Raw genomic sequence first — 22,362 nt, 5'->3', positions numbered from 1 at the left:
CGCCGGTTTCTGTCATAAAGCGGTTGGCTTACAGGCAGAAAATTGCAAAGTGGGGGATGCTAACAAAACCCCATGCCTGCGTAAATAGAAATTGCTGACAAATCAATGGACTACCTGTCCACATGGGCAGCAGTGTTCACAGACCGCCATCGCCACGGCAGAGTTCTGCGGTGGTAGAAATATTTTGCGCAAAATTAAAATCGCATCGACGTTTAAACGGAAGCAATGAAACTGACACTGATCATTCCCGGCCTGTGCTGGCTGGATGCCGACGACGGCCGCGAAATCTGCAAGGGCCTGCAGTTGCCCGCGCTGGAGCAGCTGCTGGGACGCGGCCAGCTGCAAGCGCAGCCCGCCACTGCAAGCCAGTTGCTGCAACAGCTGTTCGGGCTGGAGAAGCTGGCGCTGGCTGCCGATCTGGCTGCCGCCAGCGGCCTGGACACTGCCGGCCGCCACTGGTTGCTGGCCGACCCGGTAAACCTGCGGGTGGATCGCGACCGCGCGCTGCTGGGCGACGTGGGCATCATGCAGCTGTCACAGCAGGAGGCAGACGCGCTGGTGGCCAGCCTGAACCAGCTATTCGCCGAGGATGGCTTCCTATTCCATGCCCCCACGCCGCAGCGCTGGTTCCTGTCGCTGCCGGCGGCAACCGGCGCCGAGTTTTCCGCGTTGCCGGACGTGATCGGCAACGATATCAACCACCATCTGCCGCGCGGCAGTAACGGCATGCTGTGGAGCCGCTACCTCAACGAGCTGCAGATGCTGCTATATACCCACCCGGTAAACGATGCGCGCGAGATGCGTGGCGAAGTGCCGGTGAACAGCCTGTGGCTGTGGGGCGAACAGGCCGGCGGCAGCGTGCGGCCAAGCTTGCCGCACGATCAGCTGCTGGCAGCCGACCCGCTGTGGCAGCACCTGGCCGCCGCCGCCGGCAAACCGGCAGAACTGGCGCCGTTCGCCTTCAGCGGCCTGGATGCCGCAGGCGATGTGCTGCTGCAGCTGGATACCGTGGAAGCCGCCGCGCAGTTCCGCGATGCCTGGGGCTGGCGCGAAGGCCTGCAGCAGCTGGAGCGCGACTGGTTCGCGCCGCTGCTGGCTGCCATGCAGCAACGTCGGGTGCAGCAGCTGACCATCCGCTGCCACGGCGATGCCGGCTTTACCCTCAACCTGCGCCCGGGCGACCTGTGGCGCTTCTGGAAGCGTCCACGCCAGCTGGCGGCGCTGTACCCGCAATGAGCCAGATCCAGATTCGACCCTGCCCGCAGCCGCTGCAGGCGCAACTGCACAGCCAGGGCGTGCCGCCGCTATTGGCGCGGCTGTATGCTTCCCGCGGCGTGGCTGACGCCGGAGAAGTGGACTACGCACTGAAAGGCCTGCTGCCGTTCCAGGGGCTGAAAAACGCCGAAGCCATGGCCCGCCGCCTGGCCGATGCCATTGCCGCCGGCCAGCGCCTGCTGGTGGTGGCCGACTACGACGCCGACGGCGCCACAGCCTGCGCGGTAGCCGTACGGGGTCTGTCGTTGCTGGGTGCGCGCATCGATTTCATCGTGCCCAACCGCTTCGAATACGGTTATGGCCTGACGCCGGAAATCGTCGAGTTGGCCGCACAGCAGCAGCCGGACATCATCATCACCGTCGACAATGGCATTGCCAGCGTGGCCGGGGTGGATGCGGCGCGCGCGCGCGGCATCGAGGTGCTGGTCACCGACCACCACCTGCCGGGCGATACGCTGCCGCAGGCGCTGATCGTCAACCCCAACCAGCCGGGCTGCGAGTTTGCTTCCAAAAACCTGGCCGGCGTGGGTGTGATGTTCTACGTGCTGCTGGCACTGCGAGCCGAAATGCGCCAGCGCGGCGTGTTCGCCAGCGGCAAGGAGCCGAACCTGGGCGAGCTGCTGGACATCGTGGCGCTGGGCACCGTGGCCGACGTAGTAAAGCTGGACCGCAACAACCGCATCCTGGTGGATGCCGGCCTGCGCCGCATGCGTGCCGGCAAGCTGTGCGCCGGCATTGCCGCGCTGTTTCGCGTGGCCGGCCGTGCCGCTTACAAGGCCACCGCCTTCGACCTCGGCTTCACCATCGGCCCGCGCCTGAATGCCGCCGGCCGGCTGGACGATATGAGCCTCGGCATCGCCTGCCTGCTCGCCAGCAGCGAGGAAGCCGCCACGCCGCTGGCGCAGCAGCTGGACGGTCTGAATCGCGAGCGACGGGCCATCGAGCACGGCATGCAGGACGAGGCGCTGGCAGTACTGTCCGGCATCGATGCGGCCAACCATTACACCCTCACGCTGTACCGCGACGATTGGCACCAGGGCGTGGTAGGGCTGGTGGCCTCGCGCTTGAAGGAGCGCTACCACCGGCCGTCCATCGTGTTCGCGCCGGGCGACGAAGGTGAGATCAAGGGCTCCGGGCGTTCGATTCCCGGCTTCCACCTGCGCGATGCGCTGGACATGGTGTCCAAACGCCACGACGGCCTGCTGCTGAAATTCGGCGGCCATGCCATGGCGGCCGGCCTGACCATTCGCGAGCAGGATTTCGACACCTTCCGCCAAGCATTCGAGCAAGTGGCGCGCCAGTTGCTGGACGAGGCGGCGCTGACCCGGGTGTGGGAAACCGACGGTAGCCTGAGCGGCCGCGAACTGTGTCTGGAAATGGCCGAGACATTGGCCGCAGAGGTGTGGGGGCAGGGCTTCCCGCCGCCCACCTTCAACGACCGCTTCTATATCGTCAGCCAACGCCTGGTGGGCGCCAAGCACCTCAAGCTGCGCCTGGCCCGCGATGGCGTGGAGTGCGACGGCATGCTGTTCAACCACGCTGACTGGTTGCCGGAGCAGGTGGACGCGGTGTACCAGCTGGCGGCCAACGAGTGGCAGGGCCGCAAGGAGCTGCAGATCTACATCCAGCACTGGCAGCAGGTGGAGCAGGCATGATCGAAACCCTGATTGCCACGTTGTTGGGCGCCGCTCTGGGCGGTGGCGCCATCTGGGGCGTGCTGCGCAGCCGCCAGCAAGTGGCCTACCAGCAAGGGCGTAATGAAGTGGCGCTGGAACTGGCCACTCTGCAGGCGCGCTGGCAGGCCGCCAGCCAGCAATGGCAGGAACTCACCGCCCGCGAGCAGGCGGCGCAGCAGCAGCTGGAAGACAGTCGCCAGCAGCTGGCCGCCACGCAGCAGAAACTGGCGGCCTACGCCAGCCAGGCGCAGCGCGTGCCGGAGCTGGAGCAGCAGTTGGCCGCACGCGAGCAGCGCCTATTCCAGCAGCAGGACGAAGCGCGCAATCTCGCCGCGCGGCTGGCCACCAGCGAGGAGCAGGGCCGCCAGCTGCAGGCACTGCAGGCCGAGCGCGCCAGCTGGCTGCAGCAGCAACAGCAATGGCAGGACGACATCACCCGGCTGAGCGTGCGCGAGCAGGAGCTGGCGACGCTGCTGCAGCAGGAGCGGCAGCAGGGCGCGGAGAAGCTGCGGCTGCTGGCCGAGGCACGCGAGGCACTGAGCAACCAGTTCAAGGCGCTTGCCAGCGAGATCCTGGAAGAAAAGAGTCAGCGCTTCACCGAGCAGAACCGGGTAAACCTGGAGCAGATGCTGGGCCCGATGGGCGAGCGGCTGCAGCACTTTGGCAAGCTGGTGCAGGACACCTACGACAAGGACTCCAAGGAGCGGCTGACGCTGGAGCAGGAGCTGCGCCGGCTGCAGGAGCTCAATACCAGGCTGAATGCCGATGCGGTGGCGCTGACCAATGCGCTGACCGGCAGCAACAACAAGGCGCAGGGTACCTGGGGCGAGATGGTGCTGGAGAAAGTGCTGGAAACCTCCGGGCTGAGCCGCGACCGCGAATACCGTGTACAGGTGTCGGACACGCTGGAGCAGGAAGACGGCAGCCAGCGCCGCTATCAGCCGGACGTGGTGATAGACCTGCCGGAAGGCAAGCAACTGGTGGTGGATTCCAAGGTGTCGCTGAATGCCTATGTGCGCTACACCGCCGCCAGCGACGAGGCGCAGCGCGAGCTGGAGCTGAAGGCGCACATCGCCGCGCTGCGCCAGCACATCCGCACGCTGTCGGAGAAGCGCTACCAGGATCTGTACAAGCTCAACACGCTGGATTTCGTGTTCATGTTCGTGCCGGTGGAGCCGGCCTACCTGCTGGCGGTGCAGCACGACATGAGCCTGTTCAACGAGGCCTTCGAGCGCCGCATCATGATCGTTGGCCCCAGCACGCTGCTGGCCACGCTGCGTACCGTGGCCAGCATCTGGCGCTACGAGTACCAGAACCAGAATGCACAGGAAATCGCCCGCCAGGGTGGGGCGATGTACGACAAGCTGGCCGGGCTGGTGGAGACGCTGGAAAAACTGGGGCGCCAGCTGGGTCAGGTGCAGGAAAGCCACGGCAATGCCATGAAGCAGCTGTCCAGCGGCAGCGGCAACCTGCTGGGCCGTGCCGAGCGCCTGCGCAAGCTGGGCGCACGCACCAGCAAGCAGCTGTCCGGCCACCTGCTGGCGGGCGGACAGGAGGAAAGTGACGACGGCGACGAATGATTTCTTGCCGTCGCGTTACCGGTCATCTATATCGAAATCAGGCAGCAGAAAGGAGGGGGGCAAAATGGTATCGCTGACATTGTTGTGTGTAATAGCCGTAATGTTCTTTGCAAAAGCGTCTCCCCTGAAGCGCACCCGTGTGAGCGTGCGGGTGCAACAGCAACCGGCATCGCGCCGGCAACGCTCCCGCCTTTATTGATGCCTGCTTTGCCAGTAGTGGGGTAGGTTGGCAGTGCGTTAGGTAGTAGTGGTAGTGGCAGTAATGTAGCAAGTAGAGCAGTAGTAGCAAGCTAACGCCTTGGCGCCAACCTGATTCATCGACGTGCAAGCACAAAGCCGACCCGCGGGTCGGCTTTGTTTTTGTGGTGTGGCATGCGGATGCCGGGCCTGGAGGTGGATCCGGCCGGCGTTTCAGTCGGCGTCGGCAGTCTGGTAGGGGCGGATGGCGGTCAGCAATTGCTGCAGGGCGTTGTCCAGCGCCGGTAGGGCGGCATGTGCCGCCGCAAGGTCGCCATTCTTGCTCGCGCGTTCCACTACCTGGCAGTGCTGCACCAGCGCCGGGGCGGCCAGGGATAGCGCCGAGCCGCGCAGGCTATGGGCTGCGATGCCGCAGCGCAGCAGGTCGTTGGTCTGCAGCGCGGTCTTGATCTCGCCCAGCAGCTTGGGCGCATCGTCGGCAAAGGCCTGCAGCAGGCTGGGTACAAATGCCTGGTCGCCATCACAGTTGCGCAGCATCTGCGTGTAATCGAATACCTGTTCGCCAGTGCCATGGTGCAGCGGGGCTGCCGGCATGGGCAGGCCACCCAGCACACGGCTAATCTCTTCCTGCACCTTGGCGGCGCTGATCGGCTTGCTGATGTAGCCATCCATGCCGGCTTCCAGGCAGCGTTCGCGGTCGCCGCTCATCACGTTGGCGGTCATGGCGATAATGGGCAGGTGGCCACCGGACAAGGCTTCCTGCTGGCGGATGCGGCGGGTGGCCTCCAGCCCGTCCATCACCGGCATCTGCATGTCCATCAGCACCAGGTCGAACTGCTGGGCGGCCAGCAGGTCCAGCGCCTCCTGGCCATTGACGGCCAGCATTACCTGATAGCCCTGGCGCTCCAGCAAGGTGATGCCCAGCTTCTGGTTGGTGGGGTTGTCTTCCACCAGCAGTACATTGTGTACCGGCAGCGGCAGCTGGACGGTGTCCTGGGTCAGCAGCGGCGGGGTAATGCCCTGCTGGCTGGCGCCGTGCAGCTGCAGCATCAGTTGCAGCAGTTGTTCCTGGCGTACCGGCTTGGTGAGGTAGCCGCCGATGCCCAGCGCCTGGCAGCGGCGGGTGTCGCCACGCTCGTGCGAAGAGGTGAGCATGATCACGGTGCTGGCATGTTGCCGGCTGTGCAGTTGCTCCACCAGTTCGAAGCCGGACATGCCAGGCATGTGCGCATCCAGCAGCAGCAGCGGGAAGGTGGTCTCCTGCAGTACCTGCAGCGCGGCAAAACCATCTTCCACCACGGTTGGCCGCATGCCCCAGCCTTGCAGCAGCGTCGCCAGCCAGCTGCGGTTGGTAGCATTGTCGTCGGCCACCAGCACTGGCATGCCCTGCAGGCTGCTGGCAGGTACGGCATTCGGTAGCTGGACTTCGCTGAAGCTTACCGGCAGGGTGAAGTGAAACATGCTGCCCTTTTCGGGCAGGCTCTGCAGCCACAGCTTGCCGCCCAGCAGCTCCACCAGCTGGCGGGTAATGGCCAGGCCAAGTCCGGTGCCGCCGTAGCGGCGGGTGGTGGAGTTGTCGGCCTGGGCAAAGGCGGCAAAGATCAGCTGCTGCTTGTCGGCGGGAATGCCAATACCGGTGTCGCGTACGGAAAACTGCAACACGGCACTGTCCGGGGTGCTGGCCAGAATGGCCACGCTGACCTCGATTTCACCGTGTTCGGTGAATTTCACCGCATTGCTCACCAGGTTGTTGAGAATCTGCCGCAGCCGCAGCGGGTCGGAAACCAGCTGGTCGGGGATCTCTGGCGGGATGCGGCTGATCAGCTCCAGCCCCTTGCGGCCGGCGCTGGGGGCGAACGGTTGCAGCGTCTGTGCCAGCAGGTTGTGCAGCGAGAACGGCAGGCTTTCCACTTCCAGCTTGCCGGCCTCGATCTTGGAGAAATCCAGGATGTCGTTGATGATCACCAGCAGCGATTCGGCGGACGACTTGACCATGCCCAGGTACTGGCGCTGCTCGTCATCCAGCCGGGTATCCAGGGTAAGGTCGGTCATGCCGATGATGCCGTTCATCGGCGTGCGGATCTCGTGGCTCATATTGGCCAGGAAGGTGCTCTTGGCCTCGTTTGCCGCCTCGGCTTCGCGCCGCGCGCGATCCAGGTTCTGGCTGAGCTGTTCCGCTTCCAGCCGCCGCCGTTCGCTGGCCGAGAGGTTGCGATAGGCCAGCACCGCGATGATGGCGGTAATCAGGATCAGCAGCATGGCCAGCGCGGCCACCAGGGTGTTGAGGCCGTCCAGCGCCCGGTTGTTTTCCTGCTGTACCTGGTTCAGGCGGGAATTGGCGCCCAGCGTCAGCTCACGCACGGCCTCGGCGACCTGCTCCAGCTCGCCGATGAAGGCGCGCGCCGAGGTCCGGTCGAACATACCGTCGTGTTGCTCCAGCAGCGCGTCGGTGTTGGCGATCATGCGCTGCAACGTGCCGATCTGCTTGCCGTGCCACTGTGAGTCATGGAAGTAGGGGGCAAAACGGTACTGCGACAGAATGTTGATGCGGGACACCAGAATTTCGTAACGCAGCATCAGCTCGTCCATGTCCTCTGGCGAGTTGGTGGCATCGGCTACGCGGGCCGCCCCCATGGCGCGGAAATAGTCGATGCCCAACTGGGTGTAGACCCAGACCACATTGTCTTCACCCAGTACCGACACGCGCTGCATCACCGTGCGCTGTTTGTAGTACAGACCGCCCACGGCCAGCAGCGCGATACTCATCAGCGCTGCCAGCCACCACAGCTGCCGTTTTCTGCTGTTCAGCATCGACGATCCATCATTCCACGCGGATGCGGTTTACCTGCCACACGCAACGCGAATAGATATCCTTGGTCTGCAGTTCCGGATTCTTGTTGAACGGGTACATCACGAACAGCGGGCCCTTGTCGCGCACGCTCAGCACCTTGCCGTTGATCTTGCGGGCCAGGATCACGTCGTACTTGCTCAGGTCGCTCAGCGGAATCTCGGCCGCGTAGTCGTTCAGTGCCACCACGTACAGCTTCTTGCCATTGGCGCCAGCCGCTTTCAACACGTCACGGAACAAGGGGCCTTCGAAGGTCTGCGCGGTCTTGTACCAGGGGGTCGGCACTGTCATCTTCACCTGCGGCAGCGCATCGATCATCTTGCTGTCGAACTGCACATCGTTGCCGGCATTCTTTTCGCTGACCAGCCCGGTAAGCGTAAGAATGGCGCGTCCTTGCGGCTTGTCTAGCGCGTGAGCGGCAAGCGGCATTGCCAGCAGGGTGGCGGCAAGCAGCGCGGTGTTGAGGAAAGTCTTCATGTTGTTCTCCCTTGGCTTGACCTGTTCAAACTGCAATTGTAAACGATGTTAATTCCATTGCACTGTTAGTGTTTTCCCTGTGCCGCGCCTGTTGCCAGGTGGTCCAGCAGCGCGCTCAGCTTGGGTGGCATGAAGCGGCTGCGCGGGAAGGCGGCCCAGATGCCATCCTGCAGTGTGTAGCTGCCGAGCACTGCCACCAGTCGCCCTGCGGCCAGGTGTGGGGCGACATAGTAATCCGGCAGCTGCACCAGCCCCAGCCCCAGCAGCGCCGCATCCAGCAGTGCTGCGCCGCTGTTGCAGCGCAGCCGGCCGCTTACCCGGACTTCGCGCAGTTTTTCCCCTTCGTTGAAACGCCAGAAATCGATGGTGCCCACCAAGCACTGGTGCTGTGCCAGCTCTGCCAGCGTGTGCGGGCTTCCGTGGCGAGCCAGGTAGTCCGGGCTGGCGCAGACATGATGCCGGCGGCTGCCCAGCTGGCGCAGCATCAGCGAGGATTCGTCCATGGGACCCAAGCGTATGCCCAGATCATAGCCTTGCGCCACCAGATCTACCTTGCGATTGTCCAGATTCAGCTCCGCACTCACTTGCGGGTACTGCTGCAAAAAGCGGCTCAGCAGCGGGGCAATAACGTTTTCACCGTAGTAGGTAGGGGCGGTGATGCGCAAATGTCCGGCGGGTAGCGCCTGGGTTTGCGATAGCGCCAGCTCGGCGCGCTGCAGGCCATCCAGCAGCGGGCGGCAGTGCTGGTAGTACAGCTGGCCGGCTTCGGTCACGCTGACGCGACGGGTGGTGCGATACAGCAGGCGGGTTGCCAGCCGCGCTTCCAGCGCGCTGACCTGGCGGCTGACCTGCGCCACCGATAGCCCCAGTCGCTGCGCCGCCTCGGTGAAGCTCTGCGCTTCCACCACGGTCACGAATTCCACAATGCCTTGCCACTGCATGATTATTACCAATACGCAAAAATATGTTTCCATTTAACCGGATTATTTCTGCATTGGCGATTCCTACAATGACGCATCAGCGGTCAGGCCTGGGGTTGGCCGCATGTCCTGAAGCCAGATTTGGAGAATCGTGATGCAGACAATCAAGACCCGCGCCGCCGTAGCCTGGGGCCCGAACCAGCCGCTGACCATCGAGGAAGTGGATCTGATGCCGCCGCAGAAGGGCGAGGTACTGGTACGCATCGTGGCCAGCGGCGTATGTCACACCGATGCCTACACGCTGTCCGGCAAGGATTCCGAGGGCGTGTTCCCGTGCATCCTGGGCCATGAAGGCGCCGGCATCGTGGAAGCGGTGGGCGAGGGCGTGAGCAGCGTGGCGGTGGGCGATCACGTGATTCCGCTGTACACCCCGGAATGTGGCGAGTGCAAGTTCTGCAAATCCGGCAAGACCAATCTGTGCCAGGCGATCCGCGCCACCCAGGGCAAGGGCCTGATGCCGGACGGCACCACCCGCTTCTCCAAGGACGGCAAGCCCATCTACCACTACATGGGCTGCTCCACCTTCTCCGAATACACCGTGTTGCCGGAAATCTCGCTGGCCAAAATCAGCAAGGAAGCGCCGCTGGAAGAAGTCTGCCTGCTGGGTTGCGGCGTCACCACCGGCATGGGCGCGGTGATGAACACCGCCAAGGTAAAGGCTGGCGATACCGTGGCCATCTTCGGCCTGGGCGGCATTGGTCTTTCGGCGGTGATCGGTGCACGCATGGCCGGTGCCAGCCGCATCATCGGCATCGACATCAACACCAGCAAGTTCGAGCTGGCACGCAAGCTGGGCGCTACCGACCTGGTGAACCCGGCTGATTTCGACAAGCCGATCCAGGACGTGATCGTGGAAATGACCGACGGCGGTGTGGATTTCTCCTTCGAGTGCATCGGCAATGTGAAGGTGATGCGTTCTGCGCTGGAGTGCTGCCACAAGGGCTGGGGTGAGTCGGTGATCATCGGCGTGGCCGGTGCCGGCGAGGAAATCAGCACTCGGCCGTTCCAGCTGGTGACCGGCCGCGTGTGGCGCGGTTCCGCGTTTGGCGGCGTGCGCGGCCGCTCCGAGCTGCCGGGCTACGTGGAGCGCTACATGAAGGGCGAATTCCGCCTCGACGACTTCATCACCCACACCATGCCGCTGGACGACATCAACACTGCCTTCGACCTGATGCACGAAGGCAAGTCGATCCGCAGCGTGGTGCACTTTGCCAAGTGAGGCCAGCATGAGCGTCTCTCTTGAGTTGCTGTCCAGCCAGCGTGCCTTCGGCGGCTGGCACAAACGCTACCGCCACCAGTCTGCCAGTACCGGCACCGCGATGACCTTTGCCATCTACCTGCCGCCGCAAACGGCACAGGGAGACAAGGTGCCGGTGCTGTACTGGCTGTCCGGGCTGACCTGCAACGACGAAAACTTCGCCACCAAGGCCGGCGCGCAGCGCGTGGCGGCCGAGCTGGGGCTGGCGCTGGTAATGCCGGATACCAGCCCGCGCGGTGAAGGTGTGGCTGATGCCGATCGTTACGACCTGGGCCAGGGCGCCGGCTTCTACGTCAACGCCACCCAGGCGCCGTGGGCTGCGCACTACCGCATGTACGACTACGTGGTGGACGAGCTGCCGGCGCTGGTGGAAGCCTGCTTTCCGGTAAGCGGGAAGCGCGCGATCAGCGGCCATTCCATGGGTGGCCACGGCGCGCTGATGGTGGCACTGCGCAACCCGGGGCGCTATGCCTCGGTATCGGCGTTCGCACCCATCGTCAACCCGGCCTCGGTGCCGTGGGGCCAGCTGGCGTTTTCGAGCTACCTGGGCGAAGACCGCGCCGCCTGGGCAGCCTACGACAGCTGCCAGCTGCTGGCCGAGGCGCAGCCGCTGCCCACGCTGCCCATACTGATTGACCAGGGCGAGCAGGACAGCTTCAAGCCGGAGCAGCTGCAGCCGGAGGCGCTACAGTTGGCCGCAAGCAAACGCGACTGGCCGCTGACGCTGCGGTTGCAGCCCGGTTACGACCACAGCTACTACTTTGTGGCCAGCTTCATCGAGGACCATCTGCGCTTCCATGCGGCCAACCTGGCGGCATAGCTGCGCGTACGCTGTGTGGGAATCCACAGGCCCGGTGATGCCGGGCCTGTTTTTTTTGGTGCCTACTCCAGGTGGCTCGGCAGCTGGCATTGCTTGGCCTGCATCCTGGCGCTGGAAACCGCCGGCAAGCTGACGGCAGTCGAGGTGCGCGGGCAGTTGGCCATCCACGAGGAACTGGCGCACATCACGGTGAAAATCAATCGCCAGCCTGGCTGAGCTGATAGCCACAGGCAACCGCGTACATAACCAGAAACGATTTGGGCACGACGCCACGGCGGGCTAGGCTGAACTATCCAGGGCGCCTTGGAAAACCCCGCCTGCGTCACGATACTGCGTTGCTCGCTGCATTATCCCGATTGAAAATCAGGGTTTTTCGAGACGCCCTCCAGCCTTGGAGTATCGGTCATGGACGTCATGCTTGAATGCCGGGTTTGCCTGCAGGAAATTCCGCCTGATCACAATAGTGAGAAGGACGAATACGTCAGCAACTTCTGCGGGCTGGAGTGCTTCCAGCAGTGGCTGCAGCAGTCGGCCACTCCCGCCGCCGCGACTCAGACGGAAGACTGACCGCCGGCGCTGCTGCTCGTGCTTACGCGGGAGCGACATCGCCGCTCAGGTGTCCCATCTGGCGGCTGTGCTCCAGGCTGCTGTTGGCCGCATGCCATTGCGCCGATTCCGCCAGAGCCGGCTGGCGATGCAGCAATTGCAGCACCAGCGCCAGGCAGCCCACCGCCAGCTGCGCATCACGCTGCTCTTCCGCGCTAAGCCGGTTTTGCCGATTCTGCCGCTGCTGGCGGCGCTCCTGCTGACCATGGGGCGGTAGCGGCAACAGACCTTGTCCGGCCTGCGGGCTGTACAGCCGGTACGGCAGCGGCCAGTCATCGCTGGCCGGCATTTCCCGCCCGGTAAGTTCGCCTACGATCTGCTCTACTTCTCGCGCCAGATTGGCGGCCTCTTCCAGCAGAACATGCCCGGCACTGCCGCCAAGCATCGCTTTTTCGCGCAGTATCAGGCAGCGGCGCAGGGCAAATCCCAGCTTACCATCCGCCAGCGCGCGTGCCGCCTGTTCCCCGCCGTTACCCGCGTTCTGATACAGCGTATCCAGCCAGCGTGCCCAGGCCAGATACTCCTCGGCCAGGTTTTGCGGGTTGGCGGGTGGCGGGCTGCTGCCCGCCGATATCTTGCGGGCGTGTTGCTGCAGCGGCGGGAACACCGTACTGAAACCGTCCAGCAACTTGCGACGAATCGGCAGCATGGCATCTCTCCAGACAGGGCTACAGTCGTAATATCGGCAATCTTGCAGGTTTACTGAGGGAAGATTTAACGAAAAGTTATCATGTCACGGCCACCGCCGCAGCTTGGCCGTGGAGAGGCAATGGCGCGGCGGGTAATAGACATGAGAGTGGTGGGGAAGCCGACAGTTGCACCCGCCGGGTTTGTTCCGTTGCCAAAGATGTGGCGCGGGCGCGAAGTGTGGCAGGGCGATGCTGAACAGCTCGTTTACGCACCACTTTCGCCGTGCCCTCAGTTTTGCCGCAGCCGGGTGACAAATGCAGCGCTGACCCGGCCCAACTCCTTCTGCAGCATGGCGTCAAAGCGCTTGTTGTCCACGGTGAGCTGGTAGTCGCGGCTTACCGTGCCGCCCGCATGGCCGTAACGCTTATGCCAGTGGCAGCCCGGCTTGCTAGAATGCCCGGCTTCGTACCTCGTCCGAGCCGCCATGCGCATCCTTCACACCTCCGACTGGCACCTGGGCCAGCATTTCATGGGCAAGAGCCGCCAGGCCGAGCACCAGGCCTTTATCGACTGGCTGCTGCTGCAGGTTGCCGAACAGCAGGTGGATGCGGTGCTCATCGCCGGCGACGTGTTCGATACTGGCGCGCCGCCCAGCTATGCGCGCGAGCTGTATAACCAGCTGGTGGTGGCGCTGCATGCGGCCAAGGTCAGCCTGCTGGTGTTGGGCGGTAATCATGATTCGGTGGCCACGCTGGGTGAAAGCAGCGCGCTGCTGCACTGCCTGGGCGCCACGGTGGTGCCGGCAGTGGCGGACGACCCGGCACAGCAGGTGCTGCTGCTCAATCGACGCGACGGCACGCCGGGCGCCATTGTCTGTGCGATACCGTTCATCCGGCCGCGTGACGTGCAGCAAAGCCAGGCCGGGCAGAGCGCCGAAGACAAGCAGCTGGGCCTGCAGCAGGCGATTCATGCCCACTACCAGACCATCTACCAGGCGGCCTGCGCTCGGCGCGAGGCGCTGCGCATGCCGCTGCCCATCATCGCCACCGGCCACCTCACCACGGTTGGTGCCAGCGCCAGCGAATCGGTGCGCGAAATCTACGTTGGCGCACTGGAGGCCTTTCCCACCAGCGCCTTTCCACCGGCCGACTACATCGCGCTGGGCCACATCCACCGCCCGCAGCTGGTGGGCGGTCTGGAACATATCCGCTACAGCGGCTCGCCAATTCCGCTGAGCTTTGACGAAGCCAGCCAGCAAAAGCAGGTGCTGCTGGTGGACGTGGACAGTCTGGGGCTGATGGCGGTAACGCCACTGCCGGTGCCGTGCTTCCAGCCGCTGTGCACCGTCAAGGGCGACCTGGACAAGTTGGCCGCAGCCATCAGCGCGGCAGCTGCGCAGGGCAGCGCGGATAAACCGGTGTGGCTGGACGTGCAGGTGCAGGGCGACGATTACCTGTCCGACCTGCAGCAGCGCATCCAGCAGCTGGTGGGCGCGCTGCCGGTAGAGGTGCTGCGCATCCGCCGCGAACGTGGCGCCGCTGCGGCCAACTTGCAGGCCAGCGCGCGGGAAACCCTTGCCGAGCTGACACCACTGGACGTGTTCGAACGCCGCCTGGCGCACGAGCAGCTGGAGCCGCCGCTGCGCGAGGCTTTGCAAGCGCGCTACCGCCAGCTGCTGGCCAGCCTGCAGGAGCAAGACGCATGAAGATCCTCAGCCTGCGACTGAAGAACCTCAATTCGCTGCAAGGCGAGTGGCAGATCGATTTCCGCCTGCCGCCGTTCCGCGACAACGGCCTGTTCGCCATTACCGGCCCTACCGGCGCCGGCAAGTCCACGCTGCTGGATGCCATTTGCCTGGCGCTGTACCACGAAACACCACGGCTGAAGACCATTTCCGCCAGCAGCAACGAGATCATGAGCCGCCACAGTGCCGACTGCCTGGCCGAGGTGGAGTTCGAAGTGAAGGGCCAGCTGTACCGTGCGTTCTGGAGCCAGCGCCGCGCCCGCGACAAGGCCGATGGCGCGCTGCAGCCGCCCCGGGTGGAGCTGGCGGATGGCGATGGCACCATCCTTACCAGCCACAGCAACGACAAGCTCAAGCGCATTGAGGCGATTACCGGGCTGGACTTTGCCCGCTTTACCAAATCCATGCTGCTGGCGCAGGGCGGTTTTGCGGCGTTCCTCAATGCCAGCGCCAACGAGCGCGCCGAACTACTGGAAGAGCTCACCGGCACCGATATCTATGGCCAGCTGTCGCAGCGGGCATTCGAGCAGGCCCGCGAAGCGCGTAGCGCGCTGGAGCAACTGCAAGCGCGCGCCGATGGCGTGGAGCTGCTGCCGGAAACGGAGCTTGCCGCCATGCAGCAGCAACTGGCAGCCGGTAATGGCGAATTGAGTGGCTTGCAGGCGGAGGTCACCCGCTTGCAGCAATGGCGGCAATGGCGCTATGAACTGGGCCAGGCCGAGCTGGCGGCAGGCAACGCCGAGCAGCAGTTGCAGGCCGCCAGCCAGGCGCAGCTGCTGGCGGCGCCGCAATTGCAGCAACTGCAGGCCGCCGAGCCGGCCGAGGCGCTGCGTCTGCCGCACCAGCAGTGGCAGGGTGCGCTAACGCGCAGCCTGCAGATCGCCGCTGCGCAGGCGCAGCTGGCACAACAACTGGCCGCCGGCCAGCAGCAGAGCATTGCGCTGCATTGGCAGGGTTGGCAGCTGGCGGCAGCAGATGCCGCCAGCGAGCGACAGGCTCAGCAACAGTTGGCACAGCAGCACGCCGCCGTGCAGCACTGGCTGAGCGAACATGCGCAGCTGGCAGTGCTAGGCGAGAAACTCAGCGGCTGGCGCCAGCAGCATGAGCAATGCGGCCAACTGCAGCTGCAACAGCAGCAGCTGGCGACGCAGCAGACCCGGCTGCAGCAGGAACAGCAAGGCGCGTCTGCCAGCCTGGCTGCCGGTCAACAGCAGCGGCAACAGCTGGCACAGCAGGCAGCTGCCAGCCGGCAACAAGCAGTGGAGGCCGAGGCGGTGCTGCAGCAGCAGCTGGCCGGCAGTGACTTGGCCGCATTGCGTACAGACTGGCAGCGCAGCCAGCAACAACAGCAGTCTTGGCAGACTCTGCAGGCACAGGCCGCGCAGCTGCGGGCACAACAGGTACAGCACCAGCAGGAGCAACAGGCGCTGGCCGCACGCGAGCGGCAGATTGTCGACGAGCAAGCGGCGCTGTTGCAGCTGCGTGCCGACTACAGCCGCGTCAAGGAACTGGTGACCGACAAGCGCCGTTTGCTGCAGCAGGAGCAGCGCATTCACAGCCTGGAAGCGCAGCGTCGCCAGCTGCAGCCGGGCGAGCCATGTCCGCTGTGCGGCAGCTGCGCACACCCGGCGGTGCACGCCTACCAGGCGCTGGATGTCAGCGCCAGCGAGCAGGCGCTGCAGCAGAAAGAAGCCGAGCTGCAGCAGCTGACCGAAAACGGCAGCGCCGCCGCCAGCCGGCTGAAGGCACTACAGGAGCGGCAGGCCGAGCAGATAGCCAGCCTGCAGGAGCAACAGGCGCAATGGCAGCAGGCGGTAGCCAGCTGGCAGCAACAGGCGGCAGACAGTGGCCTGCAAGTGGATTGGCTGCAGACGGAAGCGCTGCAGCAGGCGCTGGATGCGGTCGCGGCCAAGGTGGCGGCACTGGCGGCACAGCTTGTCGCCGTGGAAACTGCACAGCAAACGCTGCTGGCTGCGCAGGAGCAGGCAGCTAGCCATGAGCGGCAACTGCACGACGCCGATAGCCAGCAGGCACTGCAGCAACAGGCACTGCTATACGCCGAACAGCAGTTGGCCGAGCTGCAGCAGCAACAGAGCGCGCTGCAAACCCGGTTCAGCAGCTTGCAGTCAACCCTGCAGCAGGACATCACCGCCAGCGGCCTGCAGCCGGAGGCGGATATGGACGCCTGGCTATTGGCCTGCCAGGCAGACTGGCAACACTGGCAGCAGCAACAGCAAACCGCCAGCCAGCTACAGCTGCAACAGCAGGCGCAGCAACTGCGCAGCCAGCAGGCCGAGCAGCAGGCGCAGGACTGGCAGCAACGCTGGGATGCGCTGCAGCTTGCCGCACCGCAGGCGGCCGGCAACAGCGGGCTGACACTGGCAGCCTGCGGCCAACAGCTGGAGCAGCTGCTGCAGCAACTGGCCGTGCTGCAGGGGCAGGCCAGCCAGCTGGAGCTGGACGCACAGGCGGCAGCGCAACAGCTGGCCGATAGCGAGCAGGCATGGTTGGCCGCTCTGGCCGCCAGCCCGTTCGGCAACGAGCAGGACTTCCTGCGCGCACTGCTGCCGGCGGAACAGCGCCAGCAGCTACTCGCCCTGCAGCAACAGCTGAGCGAGGCGCTGCAACGCAGCCAGGCACTGCTTCAGGCGGCACAACAGCAGTGCAATGCCCTGCAGGGCCAGGCCATCACTACGTTGTCACTGGCCGAACTGGATGCGCAGCTGGCAGCGCAGGACGCCCAACGCCAGGCCTTGTCTGCCCAGCTGGGCGCGCTGCAGGCGCGGCTGGCAGACGATGCCGCGCGCCGTGAACGGCAGCACGGGCTGCTGCTGGATATCCAGCGCCAGAGCGCCGATTGCGATGTGTGGCAGCGGCTGAACAGCCTGATCGGCTCGAAGGAAGGCGACAAATTCCGCAAATTTGCCCAGGGGCTGACGCTGGACCACCTGGTGCACCTGGCCAACCGCCACCTGGCGCGGCTGCATGGCCGCTATCTGCTGCAGCGCAAGGCTGGTGGCGAGCTGGAGCTGGAGATTGTAGATAGCTGGCAGGGCGATGTGGCGCGCGACACCCGCACCTTGTCCGGTGGCGAGAGCTTCCTGGTAAGCCTGGCGCTGGCGCTGGCATTGTCGGACCTGGCCAGCCACAAGACGGCGATCGATTCGCTGTTCCTGGATGAAGGCTTCGGCACGCTGGATGCCGACACGCTGGAAGTGGCGCTGGACGCGCTGGATGCCATCAATGCCAGCGGCAAGTCGATAGGCGTGATCAGTCACGTGGCCGGCATGCAGGAACGCATCGCGGTGCAGATCGCCATTCGCAAGGGTAGCGGGCTGGGGGCGAGCAGCATCGAGATACGCGGCTGAGCACTGTTGCTGGTATTGGCGGCATCTTTCACTAAGATGCAGTCACACTTGCCGGGAATTTCGATAAATGGCAGGTGGTGATCAGCGGGAGTCATCAGCATGAATACTCAGCAGACAAGCGGCTGCGCACTACGTCTGGCCATCGCATGCAGCCTGCTGTTGGCCGCACCCTGGGCACAGGCGGCAGCCAGCAGCTACAGCGGCAAGGCAGTACGTCTCGGCAAGGGCACCGCCCATACCGTGGTGCGCACCGACGATGCGGGCCAGGTGGCAAGCATTGGCATCGTCTTGAGCAAGCGGGCGCTGCAGGGCCTGCCCAAGCCGGGCGCCGGTCCAACCGCCTACTGGCTGGAGATGCCGGCCAGGGGGCCGCGCACGGTGTTCAACCACGTGGTAGTCAACTGGGAGGCCGCCGGTCATCCGCCGCCCAAGGTGTATGACGTGCCGCACTTCGATTTCCACTTCTACCTTGGCAGCAAGGCCGAGCAGCGCCGGGTGCGGTTCCAGAGTGAGGCCGAATCCGCAGATCCGGCGCAGCAACCGCCAGCCGAACTGTTGCCGGCTGGCTATATCGTGCCACCCGGCACGGCGGTGCCACAGATGGGCGTGCATGCCATCAACCCGGCCGGACAAGAGTTCAACGGCCAGCCATTCACCGCCACTTTCATCTACGGCTACCACCGGCAGCGGCTGTTCTTTCTGGAGCCGATGGTGACGCTGTCCTTCCTGCAGTCGCGACCTAGCTTCGAGGCCGCTATCCCTCAGCCGGCGCGTTTCGACAAGCCCGGCAGTTACCCGCTTGCTTACCGCGTGCAGCACAACCCAGCGAATGACAGCGTGGAAATAGTGCTCATGCAAAAGTAATAAATATCGGAATTGAGTAGTTCTACTCTGGCGATATTTATTGAATTGCAGCGATCATCCGCGCTCGTGCCACCCAGCACCGGCGCGGTTTTTTGCGCTTGTCTAATTGGCAGGCGACTTCTAAGTTGTAGTTGTAACTGTCATGTTTCCTTGTGAATAGCACATGCCGCGTTAGCTGCCGGTTTTCTGCCTGATATCCATCGTTGCCGAAAGAGGACATCAACGTGAAACGCAACTTGCCCGTCACCGACGAAGAGTACCTGCTGGATCCGCACAAGCCGATTGTCACCAAGACGGATCTGAAGGGCGTCATCACCTATGCCAACCCGTCCTTTATCGAGATCAGTGGCTTCAGCCAGCAGGAATTGATAGGCAAATCGCACAATGTGGTACGTCACCCCGACATGCCGGAAGCAGCGTTTGCCGACCTGTGGCAGGCGCTGAAAGATGATCGCCCCTGGCGGGGGCTGGTGAAGAATCGGAGCAAGGATGGCGGCTTCTACTGGGTGGATGCCTACGTTACGCCGATTACCGAAAACGGCAGCAAGATAGGCTATATGTCGGTGCGCAACGCACCGTCCCGTGAAGCGGTGGCGCAGGCCGAAGCGCTGTACCGTGCCGTCAACGCTGGCAGTGCCGCCTTTCCGGCAAGCCGCCCGCAGTTTTCCTGCAGTATCAATCAGTCCATCCTGCTGTTTGTCGGCGCATTGTTCTGCCTTGGCCTGCTGCGCAATATCGTAGCCGGCCCGGCGCAGCTGGCCATTGCCATCTTGCAGATCGTGGGCACCCTGGCTGGCGGGTTATGGTTGTCGCGTCGCATTACTCGGCCCTTGCAGCAGGCCGAACGGCTGTTCCAGCGCATGGCGGAGGGAGATTTCAGCAGCGAGGTAGACACCCGCGCGCCACGCGAAATCGGCCAGTTGCTGACCCGGCTGCAAAGCATGCAGATCAATCTGCGCGCCATGATCAGCGATATCGTGCTGGCGGCGCACATTGTGGAAAACGAGGCAGCACAGATGCGCGATGAAAGCCGGCAGCTGGAAGCTCGCATTGCTGCCCAGGCCGGCAGCATCGCCGAAGTAGCCGCCACGCTGGAGCAATTCAGCACCGCCGTGGCGGAAATCAGCGAGTCCACCCGGCGCAGCAGCAGTTTCGCCGTCGAGGCGCGGCAGCTGGTCAGCAGCGGTCAGTCGGAGATGGACCAGTCGCGGCAGGCATCTGATGCGGTGATCCATACCGTCACCCAGGCCGGCGGCATGCTGGATACGCTGCAGACGGCGGTGGCGGAAATCGACAATGTCACCCGCACAATCCGCGATGTTGCCGACCAGACCAATCTGCTGGCGCTGAATGCCGCCATCGAGGCGGCCCGCGCCGGCGAGCAGGGGCGTGGTTTTGCCGTAGTAGCTGACGAGGTGCGCAAGCTAGCCGAGCGTACCGGCAACAGCACCGAGGAAATCTCCGCCACCATCATCCGGGTGCAGCAGGGTACGCGCCGGGTGTTCGAGGTGATGCAGGACACTGCCGGTGCAGTGGCCAACAGCGCACAGTTGCTCAGCAACATGCAGCATGCTTTTGACCAGATCCAGCAGGTTAGCCAGGGCGTGGCGCAAAGCTCGCATGAAATTTCCACCACACTCTCTCAGCAGAGCGAGGCCTCGCACAGCATTGCCGCCAGCATGGAGCGGGTGAATGTGCTGGCCAGCGAGAATCAGGCCACGGTGGCGCGCTTCATGCAATCGGCGCGCACCCTGCATCAGGCTGCGGACGAACAGCACATGCTGCTGGCCAGGTTCGAGCGCTGAATTCCTGCGGCAGAGCGCAAGTGCTATTGCAGTGGCAATGCCCAGCAAGCCGGCCATGGCATGGCCGGCTTGCTGGGCGTGTTTCTTTTTGTTTCAGTAACTTGATGGTTTATTGCATTACCGCCGCTTGTGCATTTTGATAGGCGGACTTGCTATTGCCGATGTCATTTGCAGGATGCTGAACCGAGTTTGACTCCGCATGATTTAAACACCCCGGCATATTGCCGTTGTCATTGAATATGCATGCTGGAAAGTTTTTACGCCGCTTCATGCAGCTTGCCATGAAAAACAGCAGCACATCGTCTAACTTGAATCATCTGTCCATAAGTACAACTACTCATGGTTACACATTTTCGCAATCATGCCGCTGCAATGGCATTTAACCCGGTTGCGCAATGTTCTGCCGGTTGCCTGGTTGGTTTTGGGGGAAAATTTCCCTTCGGTTTATAGATATTCAATTGCAAGCTATAAAATATTTGATCAAATTCATGGATTGCAATTGAAATTCCTGTTAGCTTGTCGCCAAGTAAGCGCTTGGTCTTTATCTGCCGGCGAAGAATGCCAGCAGTAAGCGGGTAGCGGTTTATATCGCTAGCGCGCAAATCGACTAAATAAAAACAATATGTATTGCCACACCGGTAACAAGAGGGGGAGTACGCCATTGCCCAGGCCAGGCACTCCGCAATATTCGCATTCCGCATTGCCGCTAGCGCGCAAACCATTTCAGGGTTGATTACTATGCATAATTCATTTTTTGCCCGTCATGGCGGCTGGCTTTTGTCACTGCTGAATATTGCACTGGCAGTCATGCTGGCTTCGGTCTGGTGGTATGGCCTGATTTATGCGGCCGTATTCGCGGTATTGCTGCTAGCCATGTGGCCGCGCCTGCAGCCGATGGTAGCTGTCGACCCGCAGGCTGCGCCGGCACAGGCCGAGCCGGACAAGGCCGGCTTCAGCCACTTCTTCTCCGAGGTGATTCCGTTCTGGAGCCGCAATCTGGGCCTGGTGCGCGACCAGACCCGCGAGGCGATTGAAAGCCTGGTGCTGCGCTTTGCCTCGCTGTCGGAAATGATCCGTGATGGCCGCCGCCACCACAGCGACGAAAACCTGGTGATCGACGCCATCGTCGATACCCGTGCCGGGCTGGAGCAGATCACCGCCACCCTCAATCGCACCCAGGAATTCCGCCAGGGCATTGTCGAGCAGATTGCCGGCATCTCGCGCTACTCCGGCGACCTGAAAAACATGGCCGAGCGGGTGGGCGCCATTGCCGCGCAGACCAATCTGCTGGCGCTGAATGCCGCCATCGAGGCGGCGCGGGCTGGCGAGGCCGGTCGCGGCTTTGCCGTGGTGGCCGACGAGGTGCGCAAGCTGTCCACCGAATCCGGCGCCACCGGCAAGCAGATCCAGGAAATGGTGGATGCGGTCAGCGGCACCATCGATGGCGCCATCGCCACCGCCAATGATTTCGCACGCCAGGAGGCAGAACTGGTGCAGGCCAGCCACGCTACCGCCGGGCAGATCATTGATCGCTTCCAGGGTACCGCCGACACGCTGTCGGCATCGTTGGCCGCATTGCGCGACGAGCAGGCCAGGGTGGAAGCGGACATCGCCGAGGTCCTGGTGGGGCTGCAGTTTCAGGACCGGGTGCAGCAGATTCTCGGCCATGTGATGGACGACATGGCCAGCGCCGAAGAAGCCGCCCGCCACGGGCAGCTGCCGGACAGCCAGCGCTGGCTATCCAAGCTGGCCGCTGCCTACACCACGCTGGAGCAGCAGGCGGTGCATTACGGCAGCGACGGACATGTGGTGAGCCAGCAATCCTCCGGCGTGACTTTTTTCTAATGCAAGGATGTAAACCATGAGCCGATCGATTCTTATCGTTGATGACTCCATGAGTATGCGCCAGACGCTGGCAATCGCGCTGCGCGCCGGCGGTTACGAAGTGACCGAGGCGGTAGATGGCAAGGATGCGCTTACCAAGCTGGATGGCCGCAAGTTCAACCTGATCATCTCCGATGTGAACATGCCCAATCTGGATGGCATCAGCTTTGTGAAACAGGCCAAGCTGCTGCCGGCCTACCGCTTTACCCCGGTGCTGATGCTGACTACCGAGGGCGACGAGAAGAAAAAGATGGAAGGCAAGGCCGCCGGGGTGAAGGCGTGGATCGTCAAGCCGTTCCAGCCGCCGATGCTGCTGGATGCCGTTGCCAAACTGATTGCCGCCTGAGGC

General features: G+C 63.5%; 19 protein-coding genes. 14 read left to right on the top strand and 5 right to left on the bottom strand.

The window, feature by feature from the left end; all coding sequences use genetic code 11:
• Positions 1-225: 225 nt before the first annotated feature.
• From ACFOKJ_RS03560 to rmuC, 3 genes are read left to right on the top strand one after another with little or no spacing between them, the layout of a single operon-like run.
• Complete coding sequence (locus tag ACFOKJ_RS03560) at positions 226-1,236, top strand: hypothetical protein (protein ID WP_390276707.1); 1,011 nt, start codon at positions 226-228, stop codon at positions 1,234-1,236.
• Positions 1,233-2,930, top strand: coding sequence for a single-stranded-DNA-specific exonuclease RecJ (gene recJ, locus ACFOKJ_RS03555; protein WP_390276706.1), 1,698 nt, complete (start codon positions 1,233-1,235; stop codon positions 2,928-2,930). Before ACFOKJ_RS03560 ends, recJ begins: the two co-directional genes overlap by 4 nt.
• Positions 2,927-4,531, top strand: coding sequence for a DNA recombination protein RmuC (rmuC, locus tag ACFOKJ_RS03550; protein ID WP_390276705.1), 1,605 nt, complete (start codon positions 2,927-2,929; stop codon positions 4,529-4,531). The genes recJ and rmuC overlap by 4 nt, the downstream gene beginning before the upstream one ends.
• Positions 4,532-4,942: 411 nt before the next feature.
• Here the strand turns inward: rmuC and ACFOKJ_RS03545 are convergent, their stop codons facing one another.
• From ACFOKJ_RS03545 to ACFOKJ_RS03535, 3 genes are all read right to left on the bottom strand, one after another.
• Positions 4,943-7,540 (bottom strand): response regulator, encoded by a 2,598-nt coding sequence (locus ACFOKJ_RS03545; protein WP_390276704.1) that lies wholly within the window; start codon positions 7,538-7,540, stop codon positions 4,943-4,945.
• Between the two features lie 10 nt (positions 7,541-7,550).
• Positions 7,551-8,054: a molybdopterin-dependent oxidoreductase gene (locus ACFOKJ_RS03540; protein ID WP_390276703.1), complete on the bottom strand. Its 504-nt coding sequence runs from the start codon at positions 8,052-8,054 to the stop codon at positions 7,551-7,553.
• 65 nt (positions 8,055-8,119) lie between these two features.
• Positions 8,120-8,995, bottom strand: coding sequence for a LysR family transcriptional regulator (locus ACFOKJ_RS03535; RefSeq protein ID WP_390276702.1), 876 nt, complete (start codon positions 8,993-8,995; stop codon positions 8,120-8,122).
• Positions 8,996-9,128: 133 nt separating this feature from the next.
• Between ACFOKJ_RS03535 and ACFOKJ_RS03530 the strand changes: the two genes are divergently transcribed.
• From ACFOKJ_RS03530 to ACFOKJ_RS03515, 4 genes are all read left to right on the top strand, one after another.
• Positions 9,129-10,253 (top strand): S-(hydroxymethyl)glutathione dehydrogenase/class III alcohol dehydrogenase, encoded by a 1,125-nt coding sequence (locus tag ACFOKJ_RS03530; protein ID WP_390276701.1) that lies wholly within the window; start codon positions 9,129-9,131, stop codon positions 10,251-10,253.
• A 7-nt stretch (positions 10,254-10,260) separates the two neighbouring features.
• Positions 10,261-11,112, top strand: coding sequence for an S-formylglutathione hydrolase (gene fghA / locus ACFOKJ_RS03525; RefSeq protein WP_390276700.1), 852 nt, complete (start codon positions 10,261-10,263; stop codon positions 11,110-11,112).
• Positions 11,113-11,205: 93 nt separating this feature from the next.
• Positions 11,206-11,328 carry a hypothetical protein gene (locus tag ACFOKJ_RS03520; RefSeq protein WP_390276699.1) on the top strand — a complete coding sequence of 41 codons (123 nt, stop codon included), beginning with the start codon at positions 11,206-11,208 and terminating at the stop codon, positions 11,326-11,328.
• Positions 11,329-11,517: 189 nt separating this feature from the next.
• Positions 11,518-11,679 (top strand): DUF3330 domain-containing protein, encoded by a 162-nt coding sequence (locus tag ACFOKJ_RS03515; RefSeq protein ID WP_390276698.1) that lies wholly within the window; start codon positions 11,518-11,520, stop codon positions 11,677-11,679.
• Positions 11,680-11,701: 22 nt separating this feature from the next.
• Here ACFOKJ_RS03515 and ACFOKJ_RS03510 read toward each other — a convergent pair whose 3' ends face one another.
• Together ACFOKJ_RS03510 and ACFOKJ_RS03505 are read right to left on the bottom strand one after the other, a co-directional pair.
• On the bottom strand, positions 11,702-12,367 hold the full coding sequence (locus ACFOKJ_RS03510; RefSeq protein WP_390276697.1) for a hypothetical protein: 666 nt from the start codon (positions 12,365-12,367) through the stop codon (positions 11,702-11,704).
• A 269-nt stretch (positions 12,368-12,636) separates the two neighbouring features.
• The gene (locus ACFOKJ_RS03505; RefSeq protein ID WP_390276696.1) at positions 12,637-12,834 is read right to left on the bottom strand and encodes a hypothetical protein; all 198 of its coding nucleotides are present in this window, start codon (positions 12,832-12,834) and stop codon (positions 12,637-12,639) included.
• Here ACFOKJ_RS03505 and sbcD point away from each other — a divergent pair.
• The 7 genes from sbcD (at position 12,833) to ACFOKJ_RS03470 (ending at position 22,359) form a co-directional block, all read left to right on the top strand.
• Complete coding sequence (gene sbcD / locus ACFOKJ_RS03500) at positions 12,833-14,053, top strand: exonuclease subunit SbcD (RefSeq protein ID WP_390276695.1); 1,221 nt, start codon at positions 12,833-12,835, stop codon at positions 14,051-14,053. The two genes, ACFOKJ_RS03505 and sbcD, sit on opposite strands and share 2 nt — an antisense overlap.
• On the top strand, positions 14,050-17,460 hold the full coding sequence (locus tag ACFOKJ_RS03495; RefSeq protein ID WP_390276694.1) for an AAA family ATPase: 3,411 nt from the start codon (positions 14,050-14,052) through the stop codon (positions 17,458-17,460). The genes sbcD and ACFOKJ_RS03495 overlap by 4 nt, the downstream gene beginning before the upstream one ends.
• 99 nt (positions 17,461-17,559) lie before the next feature.
• A complete protein-coding gene (locus ACFOKJ_RS03490; RefSeq protein ID WP_390276693.1) occupies positions 17,560-18,324 on the top strand; it encodes a DUF5602 domain-containing protein in 765 nt (254 codons plus the stop codon).
• A 224-nt stretch (positions 18,325-18,548) separates the two neighbouring features.
• Positions 18,549-20,129, top strand: coding sequence for a methyl-accepting chemotaxis protein (locus ACFOKJ_RS03485; protein WP_390276692.1), 1,581 nt, complete (start codon positions 18,549-18,551; stop codon positions 20,127-20,129).
• A 361-nt stretch (positions 20,130-20,490) separates the two neighbouring features.
• Positions 20,491-20,700 (top strand): hypothetical protein, encoded by a 210-nt coding sequence (locus ACFOKJ_RS03480; protein ID WP_390276691.1) that lies wholly within the window; start codon positions 20,491-20,493, stop codon positions 20,698-20,700.
• A gap of 167 nt (positions 20,701-20,867) precedes the next feature.
• Positions 20,868-21,974 (top strand): methyl-accepting chemotaxis protein, encoded by a 1,107-nt coding sequence (locus ACFOKJ_RS03475; protein ID WP_390276689.1) that lies wholly within the window; start codon positions 20,868-20,870, stop codon positions 21,972-21,974.
• Between the two features lie 16 nt (positions 21,975-21,990).
• A complete protein-coding gene (locus tag ACFOKJ_RS03470; protein ID WP_390276688.1) occupies positions 21,991-22,359 on the top strand; it encodes a response regulator in 369 nt (122 codons plus the stop codon).
• Positions 22,360-22,362 lie beyond the last annotated feature (3 nt).

It is taken from the genome of Vogesella amnigena (assembly GCF_042648905.1).
In the GTDB taxonomy this organism is placed as follows: domain Bacteria; phylum Pseudomonadota; class Gammaproteobacteria; order Burkholderiales; family Chromobacteriaceae; genus Vogesella; species Vogesella amnigena.
Note: the sequence above shows the minus strand (reverse complement) of the source record. Positions and strands in the feature narration are given on the sequence as shown.